This is a genomic window from Pseudomonas sp. GXM4, from assembly GCF_008923895.1.
In the GTDB taxonomy this organism is placed as follows: Bacteria; Pseudomonadota; Gammaproteobacteria; order Pseudomonadales; family Pseudomonadaceae; genus Aquipseudomonas; species Aquipseudomonas atacamensis.
Genome location: NZ_WBRZ01000205.1, coordinates 1 through 9,834, shown reverse-complemented (window position 1 = coordinate 9,834; position 9,834 = coordinate 1). Strand labels below are relative to the sequence as shown.

The following is a 9,834-nucleotide window of genomic DNA, read 5'->3' as shown; positions in this document are numbered from 1 at the left end:
CTACGGATGTCCGCCGCGGCTTCAGAAGTAGTGAATTTAGCGCCGCGCTTGAAAAGGCTTTTAAGCATCGATGGTCCCCAAATCTTCTTTTTTAAACAATATGAATTGGGATTTACTTATGCCAATCGGCAATGAGTCGGCAGAATCAAGCTTAAAGACACCGCGCGTTGGATCGCGCCTATAAGGTGAGCTAACAATATGCAGGTCACGCAGCACAAAGCAGGTTTCGTGCATTACGTCACGTTCAGCTTCCAATTGATAAGCGATGGTCAATGCCAAGGAAAAATCTGTGGTCTGCAATGAGTCACTGATCGGCAAATGAATTGTCAACGCTTCGCTGCCTTTACTGGCTACGACTAATCGACTAATCCAGGTTGTCGTGCACTCCCGCCATCTCAAGGGAAAAGGGCCGGGCGCGTAACCCCCTTTCTTTGGAACATCGCGATATTGCTGGTACGCTTTCAATTGCAATTTTCGAGTATCCATTTCCTGCGTGCTAACGCCTGGAATTATAAGCTTCAGATAGGTCTGCTTGGCATCACGAATCATTTCACAAGTAGGTTTTTGCACGACCTTTGCCAGTTCGTTCCATTCGTCCTGCATGCTGCGATTCTTAGTTTTGTTCCCCCAGACGCTGGACTCCATCCATTTTTGCAAGTCGTCCAGAGGCAAAGATTGCCTCATAGCTTCAGATCAAAGGATCGCAGCCTGCGGCAGCTCCTACATTTGGAATGCGTTTCCCCTGTAGGAGCAGCCGTAGGCTGCGATCTTTTGATGTTTTAACGCGCGAGTCGGGTCAAACACTCCTCAATCGACCGCCGTTGCGTCTCGGCATACAACCCCAGCTCATCAATGGTCGAACGCCCCAGCGCCTGTTCGAAAGCCTGTCGATTGGAGTGTTCGCCGTAATGCGCCTGTGCGGCATCCCCCAGGTTCGACTGAAAAATCCCCGCTGCGCTCACCGGCAGGAAATCTTCGTACACCAGCGGCTCCGCTTTCACGTAGCCATCGCGCAGCAAGTCCTCCAGGGACGACTCACCAAGTCCTTCGGCGGCCAAGCCCTTTTCCGTAGCGAAATAACGAAAGTACGCCAGCCCCTGTTCGCGCATGCCCTCGATGCTGTCAGGAAATTCCGCAAAGTGCTGCGTCATCAGCGCGTTGTAGCGTGCGGCATTGGCTTCGTTAGGGAAGTCGCCCAATTCATCGCGAGCGGCATTCAACAAGCGGTCATACAGCGCGCGACCCTTGGGCGTGAGGGCGGCGCCGCGTTGTTCGATTTCGCCGAAACGCGCGCTGTGGCTGCCACGGGTTTCGGGCTGATCGGTGAAGGCGATCGGCTCGTCCAGCGCCTTGAAACTGGTCTGGCGCAGCAGGATCGGGCAGTTGCGGCGTGGTGGACCTTCGATCACCGCTTTGGGTGTGATGCCATGGGCAGGCATCTGCTCCTGCACGGTGTCGATGTCCAGCGTGCGTGGGGTCAGGTGGTTGATGTGCGGGCCTTTGAACGCAACGACATCGGCGATCAAGCGGTGCTGAGCGCTGAGTTTTTGGTATTGCGCGGCATTGACGGTGGCGCTGTGGTGCCAGCGAAAAGTCTCCAGTGCCTGTCGGACGAATTCTGCGGCTTCGTCGTCATTCAGTCCGCCTGCCGTTTCCGCCTGTTCAATCAGGCGCAACGCCTCTTCAGTAAAAATCGAACGACGGGCCAGTACCGACTCGGCAAACGAACGCAATTCAGCGTCTTCAATCAGCTCCAGGCGCAGCAACGAGGTGAACACGCGAAACGGGCTGACCTGCAGCGCTTCTTCATGCACCGCGCGATACGCCGTTGAATGCACCGGCACACCGGCCGGGGTCAGGTCGTAATAACCCACTGGTTGCATGCCCATCACCGCGAACAGGCGGGCGAGGGTAGCCAGTTCGCTCGCGGTGCCGACGCGAATGGCGCCGTGGCGTTCCATGTCCAGGCGTTCGATTTCGCCGGTGCGCTTGAGCTGTCCGGCAATCTCAGGCTGACGTGCCAGCACTTCGCGATTGGTTTTTTCCACCAGTTCCATCAGCGCGCCGTACAGCGGCACCTCTTCGCGGTACATGTCGGACATCGCTCGGGAGAAGCGTTGGCGGATCAGGTCGGGGCTGACGAACGGCTGCACGGTCATGAAAAAAATTCCTGCCACGGTGACGAAATGGATGCCGGAAAAGATCGCAGCCTTCGCCCACGCGGGCAAACGAAGAATCCTACGAACTTCATTCTGCCAACGACTGATCCACCAGCTCGATCCAGTGTCTGACCGGCGTGCGCCCGGCGCTCGCCAGATGGCTCTGACAGCCCACATTGGAAGTGACGATCAACTCGGGCCGGCCGCTTTCCAGGGCGTTGAGGCGCTGATCGCGCAGTTGCCGCGCCAGCACGGGTTGGGTCAGCGAGTAGGTGCCCGCCGAGCCGCAGCACAAATGGCCGTCCGGCACTGGTGTGAGGTTGAAGCCGAGTCGGGTCAGCACTGTTTCCACGGCGCCGCCGAGTTTCAGTGCGTGCTGCAAGGTGCACGGGCAATGCACGGCGATGCGCCGTTCGCTGGCGGCGCATACTTGCTCCAGTGGTTCCTCAGCGATTATTTGCACCAGATCCCGAGTCATTTCGCTGATCCGCCGTGCTTTCGAGGCGTAGATCGGGTCGTCCGCAAGCAAATGCCCGTAATCCTTGATGAACGCGCCACAACCGCTGGCCGTCTGCACGATGGCTTCGGCGCCGTTCTGCAGGTGCGGCCACCAGGCGTCGATGTTCTGTCGAGCGCGGTCAAGACCTTTGGCCTGAGCGTCGAGGTGATAGTCGAGAGCGCCGCAGCAACCGGCCTCGCTCACCGGGGTGACGCTGATGCCCAAGCGATCGAGCACCCGCGCGGTCGCGTCATTGGTGTTCGGCGACAGGCCCGGTTGCACGCAGCCTTCGAGCAATAACACCCGGCGCGCATGCCTAGGAGGAGGGCGCGACCCCATAACACCCAAGCGCTGCGGCAGTTTGCTTTCCAGCAGGCGCGGCAGCAGAGGCCGAAAGGTCGCGCCCATGCGCAGTAAGCCTTTGAACACAGCCGGATTCGGCGCCAACGCGCGCAAGCCTTCGCGCAGCAAGCGCTGGGCGACCGGGCGTGGCACCGCGCTGTCGACCACCGCACGGCCGATGTCGAGCAGGTTGTGATAATCGACGCCGGATGGGCAGGTGGTTTCGCAGTTGCGGCACGACAGGCAACGGTCCAGATGCAGTTGCGTCTGTTCGGTGGCCGGTGCGCCTTCGAGCACTTGCTTGATCAGATAAATGCGTCCCCGCGGGCCATCGAGTTCATCGCCGAGCAATTGATAGGTCGGGCACGTAGCGTTGCAAAAGCCGCAATGCACGCAGGTGCGCAGGATCTTTTCCGCTTCGCCTGCGCGGGGCAGTTGGCGCGATTGCTCGCTGAGGGTGGTTTGCATGGCTAAACCTCCGCGTACATTCGCCCGGGGTTGAACAGCCCTTGCGGGTCGAGTTGTGCCTTGAGTTGCCGGTGGTAGCGCAACAGGGTTGGCGCCATGGGTTGAAACGGCGAGTCGGTGGCACCGTGGGTAAAGCACGTTGCATGGCCGCCCAAGGAATGGGCGAGTGCGTGAATCTCAGAGCTTTCGGATTTCACCCAGCGTTGCGCGCCGGCCCAGTCGATCAGTTGCTCGCCGGGCAACTCGAGAGGGCCGAGATTGTTCGGCAATGACAGGCGCCACAGCGGCAAACCTTCGTCGAAAAAACTCAGGCGCTGTTCGTTGAGGTCGCGCCAGAAAACCGAGTCCAACGGCTCACCACCGAGCCGTTGATGCGCCGCCGTTACCGAACCTTCGCCGCCTTCCAGACGCAGATACAGACTCTGGCCATCGTGACATGCCGCGCTGATCGGCAGCGGTTGCTGGCCCCATTCGGCAAGTTTGCTCAAGGCCCGAGCGCAGTCGATATCGAGGCGAATGCTCAGGCACTGGCGCGGTTTCGGCAGGACTTTCAGCGACACTTCGGTGAGCACGCCGAGGCAACCGAAACTGCCGGCCATCAGTCGCGAAAGGTCATAACCGGCGACGTTTTTCATCACTTCGCCACCGAAGCGCAGATGCTGACCGAGGCCGGTGATCACCCGCGTGCCGAGAACGAAGTCGCGTACCGAGCCGGACCACGGCCGGCGAGGTCCGGACAGTCCCGTGGCGATCATGCCGCCGACCGTGGCGCTGTCGGCGAAGGACGGCGGTTCACAGGGCAACATTTGCCCGGCGTCATCCAACGCCGCGAGCAGCTCGGACAACGGCGTGCCGGCACGCACCGTGACCACCAGCTCAGTCGGGTCGTACTGGACGATGCCGCGATGGGCGCGGGTGTCGAGCACTTCGCCGGCCACCTCGCGGCCGAGAAAGGCCTTGCTGTTACCGCCCTGAATCTTCAGCGGCGTGGCATTGGCCCGCGCGGCGTTGACCTGATCGAGCAGGACCTTGGCGGCATCGAAATCAGCCATCAGAATCGCTCCAGCTCGGGGAAGGGCAGTTGCCCGGCGTGAATGTGCATCGCGCCGAATTCGGCGCAGCGGTGCAGGGTCGGAATGTTCTTGCCAGGATTGAGCAGGCCCTGCGGATCGAACGCGGCTTTCACCGCATGAAACAGCAGTAGCTCGTCGCTGTTGAACTGCGCGCACATCTGATTGATTTTTTCGCGGCCGACGCCGTGCTCGCCGGTGATGCTGCCGCCGACCTTCACGCACAGTTCGAGGATCTTGCCGCCCAATGCCTCGGCGCGATGCAGCTCCCCCGGCTGGTTGGCATCAAACAGGATCAGCGGATGCATGTTGCCGTCGCCGGCATGGAACACATTGGCCACGCGCAAGCCATATTCCTCGCCGAGGCTGGCGATACCTTGCAGCACAGCGGGCAATTCGCGGCGCGGGATGGTGCCGTCCATGCAGTAATAATCCGGCGACAACCGGCCGATCGCCGGAAACGCGTTTTTGCGCCCGGCCCAGAAACGCACGCGCTCGGCTTCGTCCTGGGCCTGGCGCACTTCAGTGGCGCCGGCCGCTGTCATGACTTCCCGTACGCGCTGGCAATCGTCGTGCACGTCGGCTTCGACACCGTCCAGTTCGCACAGCAGAATCGCCTCGGCGTCGACCGGATAGCCGGCGTGGATGAAGTCTTCGGCGGCGCGGATGGCGAGGTTGTCCATCATTTCCAGACCACCCGGAATGATCCCGGCAGCGATGATTTCGGCAACCGCACGACCGGCCTTTTCCACTGAATCGAAACTGCCGAGCAGGATCTTGGCGACTTGCGGTTTGGGCAATAACTTCACCGTGACTTCGGTGATGATCCCCAGCAGGCCTTCGGAGCCGGTGAACAAGGCGAGCAGGTCGAAACCGGCTGAATCGAGCGCCTCGGAGCCCAGCGTCAGACGTTCGCCCTCGATGGTCAGCACTTCGATTTTCAGCACGTTGTGCACGGTCAGGCCGTACTTGAGGCAATGCACGCCCCCAGCGTTTTCCGCGACGTTGCCGCCGATCGAACAGGCAATCTGCGACGACGGATCCGGTGCGTAATACAAGCCGAACGGGGCCGCCGCCTGGGAGATGGCGAGATTGCGCACCCCCGGCTGAACCCGCGCGATACGTGCAGCGGGGTCGATGTGCAGGATGTTGTTGAACCGCGCCATCACCAGCAACAGGCCCTTTTCCAGTGGCAGCGCGCCGCCGGACAATCCCGTACCGGCACCCCGCGCGACCACGGGCACGTTGTTCTGATAGCAGAGTTTCAGCAGGGTTTGCACTTGCTCCAGACGCCGGGGCAGGGCGACCAGCATTGGCGTGGTGCGGTAGGCGGAGAGGCCGTCGCATTCGTAGGGTTTGAGTTCATCTTCGCGCCAGAGGATGTCCAGGTCCGGCAGGGCTTGTTGCAGAGCCTTGAGCAATTCGCCCTTGTTCACCTCGGGCAACGGACCGTCGAGGCGTTCGTCGTAAAGGATGTTCATGGGAACGCCAACCTTCTGTCTCCGCTGATCGTTCCCACGCAGAGCATGGGAACGATCAGTTGCGCCACTCGGGGCATTGCGAATATCCATCTTCATCGCTGTCGTTCCAGAAATTCCCCGTACAGCCGCGCGGTATTTCCCGGCTGTTCGACCATCGGCATGTGCCCGACGTGATCCCACACATCCACTTCGAGATTGGCGATGCCTTTGCTCCACACCGGCACGCTGCTGACGTCGATCAGGCGATCCTTGCGCCCCCATAGTAGCAGCGCCGGGCATTTGATCTCGGCCAGTTTCGGCTCCATCGGCGGGCTGGCGCGGAAGTCGCGGAAGATTTCTTCGAGCTCGTCACGTTGTTGCTCATAGCGCTGGGCGACGGCGTCCAGCACCAGTTTCGGTACCCACGGCGGCGACTCCATGGTCATCGCGTAGAAGCGCTGGAATTCTTCGCGGGAGTTGATCAGGAACGGATTATGCCCGCGCGCCAGATGGCGCTCCATGTCGCTCGGCTCCGGTGCGGTGACGCCGGCCGGGTCGATCAGCGCCAGCGAGGCGATCCGCTCCGGATAGGTCGCTGCCAGCCACGCGGCGATGTAGCCGCCCATGGAGTTGCCGATGACGTGGACTTTCTCCACGCCGCAGACGTCGAGCAGTTGAATCATGCGTTTGGCCTGAACCGCAATGTCGTAACCGCCGCCAGCCTTGAAGCCAGTCTCACCGTGGCCGGCCAGATCCGGAATGATCACCCGATACTGACGGACGAAATGCCGGGCGCAGCGCAGCCAGAGGCTTTTGTCGGCGCTGAAGCCGTGCAGCATCAGGATCGCGCTGGACGCCTCGTACGGCCCGCCTTGCCAGGTCGACACGGTCATCTCGGCGATCGGCACTTCGATCTTGTGCAATTTGTACAACCTGGCCTCGCTGGCCATGGCCAGGTTGTACAGCCAATGGCCGACCGCCGGGTAACTCAACCAGCTCCAGGCCACGAAAACCGCGAGTGCGACAAACAGCAAAAGCATCGACGTCTTCCTTTTACGTGTTCAGGACAAAATATGGTCGGCCGGTTTCAGCGCCCGGGTCAGCAGGTGATAGCTGAAACTGAAGCCGGGAAACATCGCGATCACATGACCGCTCTTGCTCTGGTACCAACTGTGGCAACCACCGGACTTCCACACCGTGCGCTGCATTTCCCGGTGGATCATTGCAGTGTAGGTACGTTCTGCGTCACGGCGCACTTCGATGCTGCGCAGGCCTTTGGCCCGCACGGTGCGGATGCAGTCGAGGATGTAGTTCATCTGCGATTCGATGATGAACAGCGCCGAAGTGTGGCCAATGCCGGTGTTCGGCCCGGTGACGATAAACAGGTTGGGGAAATCCGGCAGGCTGGTGCCGAGGTAGGCGCGCGGGTATTCGGCCCAGACATCTCTGAGTTGCACCGCGTTTTTACCGCTGACCGGGTAGGAAATCACCCCGTCGGTGGCGTCGTAACCGGTCGACCAGACGATCAGATCAACATCGAGATGCTCGCCGTCCACGGTGTTGATCCCGCTATCGTCGATCGAAGCGATGCCGTGCTCGCGACTGTGCAACGTGACGTTGGCGCGGCTCAGCGCCGGGTAGTACGTGCTGGACACCAACACGCGTTTGCAGCCGATGGTGAAGTCCGGGGTGAGTTTCTGCCGCAGTACCGGGTCTGGAACCTGGCGCTTGAGGAACCGCAGCGCATGTCGCTGGACCAGATGAATCGCCGGCTTCGAGTATTTGAAGGCGATCACCCGGGTTTCGAAATTCCAGTAGATCAGCCAGCGCAGCAGCTTGTACGCCGGCTTCAGACCGAGCAGCCAGCGCTGGAAACGGCCGAATTTGCGATCGGCACGCGGCAGCACCCAATGCGGCGTGCGTTGGAACACATGCAGATGTTCGACCTGGGGTGCAATCGCCGGGATCACTTGGGCTGCGCTGGCACCGCTGCCGACGATCGCCACGCGTTTACCGCGATAGTCGTAGCTGTGGTCCCAGTTATTTGTATGAAAAGTCTTGCCTTGAAAGCGATCCATCCCGGGAAAGGGTGGGATGACCGGCTGACTCAGCGGCCCAGAAGCATTGATCAGGAATTGGGTTCGGAAAGTACCTCTGGCGCGGGTGTACACCAACCAATGCTTTTCCGCTTCGTCCCATTCGACGCGCTCGACATCGGCCCCCAGTTCCACGCGCTCGCGTAAACCGAACTGCTCGATCAGCTGTTCGGTGTAGTGACGCAGTTCCGCCTGTTCGGCGAACATCTGCGACCAGCGGTAGGGTGCGAATGACAGCGAATACAGCGGCGACGGCACGTCCACCGCTGCGCCGGGGTAGGTGTTCTGGCACCAGGTGCCGCCGAAGAAGTCGCGTCGCTCGAGAATGCGAAAGTCGTCGATCCCGGCCTTGAGCAGGTTGACCGCCGCGCACTGGCCGCCGAAACCGCTGCCGATGATCAACACAGCGTAGGTATGCATGTGCCCCCTTTTTATAGTTGTTTTTCCATTTCCCCTCTTTCATTTATAGCCAACTCTGGGCCGCGCGTGCGGCGCTGATAGCGCTCTATTCAGGCCGCTGGCCGGTGATGGCTATTTAACGGCGCCCTGATAGACTCCGAACACATCCGTGTCGGGGTGTAACCATGCATCGCGCGGTCGAGGCCCTTATGGGAAATACGCGAGGAAAGGGACTTTCACTGGCCAGGAGGCTTTACAGGTCGCGGGTGTTCGGGCTGCTGCTCGGGCTGATGTGTGTCAGCGTGGCGATGCACGCGCTCGATCCGCCGCTGTGGGTGTGGGGCCTGATGCTCTTCAACGGCCTGGTCTGGCCGCATCTGGCCTTTCTATGGGCGCGCCGCTCGAGCGTGCCGTTTCGCGCCGAACACCGCAATTTGCTGATCGACGCATTCATGGGCGGCTTCTGGGTCGCCGCCATGCAGTTCAATCCCTTGCCCAGCGCAACCACGATTTCGATGATGGCAATGAACAACGTCGCCATCGGTGGTGGGCGGTTTTTGCTCGCCGGGTCGGCGGCGCAGCTATTGGGCATCGGCGTCGGGCTGGTGGTGTTTGCGCCGGCGTTCATCCCGCCAACAACGCCGCTGCAGCTCTACGCCTGTTTGCCGTTGCTATTGCTGTATCCGCTGGCGCTGGGCTGGATCTGCTTTCGCCAGGCCTCGACCCTCGGTCGGCACAAGCGCGAATTATTGGCGTTGAGTCGCACCGACAGCCTGACCGGCCTGCTCAATCACGGCGCCTGGAAGGATCAACTGAACCTCGCGTTCCAGCGCTGCAAACGCCAGCAGCAGGGCGCGGCGATTGCGCTGATCGACATCGATCACTTCAAGGCGATCAATGACACCTACGGCCACGTCGCCGGCGATATCGTCCTGCGCCAGTTGAGCAAACTGCTCAAACAGAATCTGCGCGCCACGGATGTGGCCGGGCGATACGGCGGGGATGAGTTCTGCGTGATCCTGCCGGAGCTGCCACTGTTCAACGCCGCTCAGGCCATGGAAGCCTTGCGCGAGCGTTTCGCGGTGATGGGCTACGAGCAGAACCCGGCGTTGAAGGTCAGCCTGAGCATTGGTCTGGCCGCCTACGACCCGAGCCATGCCGACGCCACGCGTTGGCTGGATGAGGCCGATCAGGCGTTGTACGAAGCCAAGGCCAGTGGGCGCAATCGGGTGATCTGCAACAGTGACAACAAACCGAGGCAGGCGCTGCTGGATTCGGTCTGAAGAGTGATCGAAGATCCCATGTAGGAGCTGCCGAAGGCTGCGATTTTTTGGGACGCTC

At 60.9% G+C, this 9,834-nt stretch carries 8 protein-coding genes; 1 reads left to right on the top strand and 7 read right to left on the bottom strand.

Annotated elements, in window-relative coordinates; all coding sequences use genetic code 11:
- Positions 1-60: 60 nt before the first annotated feature.
- The 7 genes from F8N49_RS20885 to F8N49_RS20855 all read right to left on the bottom strand — a co-directional run bounded on the left by F8N49_RS20885 (position 61) and on the right by F8N49_RS20855 (position 8,514).
- Positions 61-603: a hypothetical protein gene (locus F8N49_RS20885; protein WP_143128159.1), complete on the bottom strand. Its 543-nt coding sequence runs from the start codon at positions 601-603 to the stop codon at positions 61-63.
- A gap of 176 nt (positions 604-779) precedes the next feature.
- Positions 780-2,159 carry a VOC family protein gene (locus F8N49_RS20880; RefSeq protein ID WP_151552386.1) on the bottom strand — a complete coding sequence of 460 codons (1,380 nt, stop codon included), beginning with the start codon at positions 2,157-2,159 and terminating at the stop codon, positions 780-782.
- Between the two features lie 88 nt (positions 2,160-2,247).
- Positions 2,248-3,468: a glycolate oxidase subunit GlcF gene (gene glcF, locus F8N49_RS20875; RefSeq protein ID WP_151552384.1), complete on the bottom strand. Its 1,221-nt coding sequence runs from the start codon at positions 3,466-3,468 to the stop codon at positions 2,248-2,250.
- A gap of 2 nt (positions 3,469-3,470) precedes the next feature.
- Positions 3,471-4,520 (bottom strand): glycolate oxidase subunit GlcE, encoded by a 1,050-nt coding sequence (gene glcE, locus F8N49_RS20870; protein WP_122750620.1) that lies wholly within the window; start codon positions 4,518-4,520, stop codon positions 3,471-3,473.
- Positions 4,520-6,019, bottom strand: a complete 1,500-nt coding sequence (glcD, locus tag F8N49_RS20865) for a glycolate oxidase subunit GlcD (protein WP_151552381.1) — start codon at positions 6,017-6,019, stop codon at positions 4,520-4,522. Before glcD ends, glcE begins: the two co-directional genes overlap by 1 nt.
- A gap of 92 nt (positions 6,020-6,111) precedes the next feature.
- Complete coding sequence (locus tag F8N49_RS20860; protein WP_122750622.1) at positions 6,112-7,038, bottom strand: alpha/beta fold hydrolase; 927 nt, start codon at positions 7,036-7,038, stop codon at positions 6,112-6,114.
- A gap of 21 nt (positions 7,039-7,059) precedes the next feature.
- Entirely contained in the window at positions 7,060-8,514 is a 1,455-nt protein-coding gene (locus tag F8N49_RS20855) for an NAD(P)/FAD-dependent oxidoreductase (protein ID WP_151552379.1), read from the bottom strand.
- Between the two features lie 188 nt (positions 8,515-8,702).
- Between F8N49_RS20855 and F8N49_RS20850 the strand changes: the two genes are divergently transcribed.
- Positions 8,703-9,776 (top strand): diguanylate cyclase, encoded by a 1,074-nt coding sequence (locus tag F8N49_RS20850; RefSeq protein ID WP_151552377.1) that lies wholly within the window; start codon positions 8,703-8,705, stop codon positions 9,774-9,776.
- Positions 9,777-9,834: the final 58 nt, after the last annotated feature.

What these genes read in the sequence shown, in the direction of transcription:
- glcE (WP_122750620.1), bottom strand. Translation starts at nt 4,520, where the DNA reads ATGGCTGATTTCGATGCCGCCAAGGTCCTGCTCGATCAGGTCAACGCC.
- F8N49_RS20860 (WP_122750622.1), bottom strand. Translation starts at nt 7,038, where the DNA reads ATGCTTTTGCTGTTTGTCGCACTCGCGGTTTTCGTGGCCTGGAGCTGG.
- F8N49_RS20855 (WP_151552379.1), bottom strand. Translation starts at nt 8,514, where the DNA reads ATGCATACCTACGCTGTGTTGATCATCGGCAGCGGTTTCGGCGGCCAG.
- glcD (WP_151552381.1), bottom strand. Translation starts at nt 6,019, where the DNA reads ATGAACATCCTTTACGACGAACGCCTCGACGGTCCGTTGCCCGAGGTG.
- F8N49_RS20885 (WP_143128159.1), bottom strand. Translation starts at nt 603, where the DNA reads ATGCAGGACGAATGGAACGAACTGGCAAAGGTCGTGCAAAAACCTACT.
- F8N49_RS20850 (WP_151552377.1), top strand. Translation starts at nt 8,703, where the DNA reads ATGGGAAATACGCGAGGAAAGGGACTTTCACTGGCCAGGAGGCTTTAC.
- F8N49_RS20880 (WP_151552386.1), bottom strand. Translation starts at nt 2,159, where the DNA reads ATGACCGTGCAGCCGTTCGTCAGCCCCGACCTGATCCGCCAACGCTTC.
- glcF (WP_151552384.1), bottom strand. Translation starts at nt 3,468, where the DNA reads ATGCAAACCACCCTCAGCGAGCAATCGCGCCAACTGCCCCGCGCAGGC.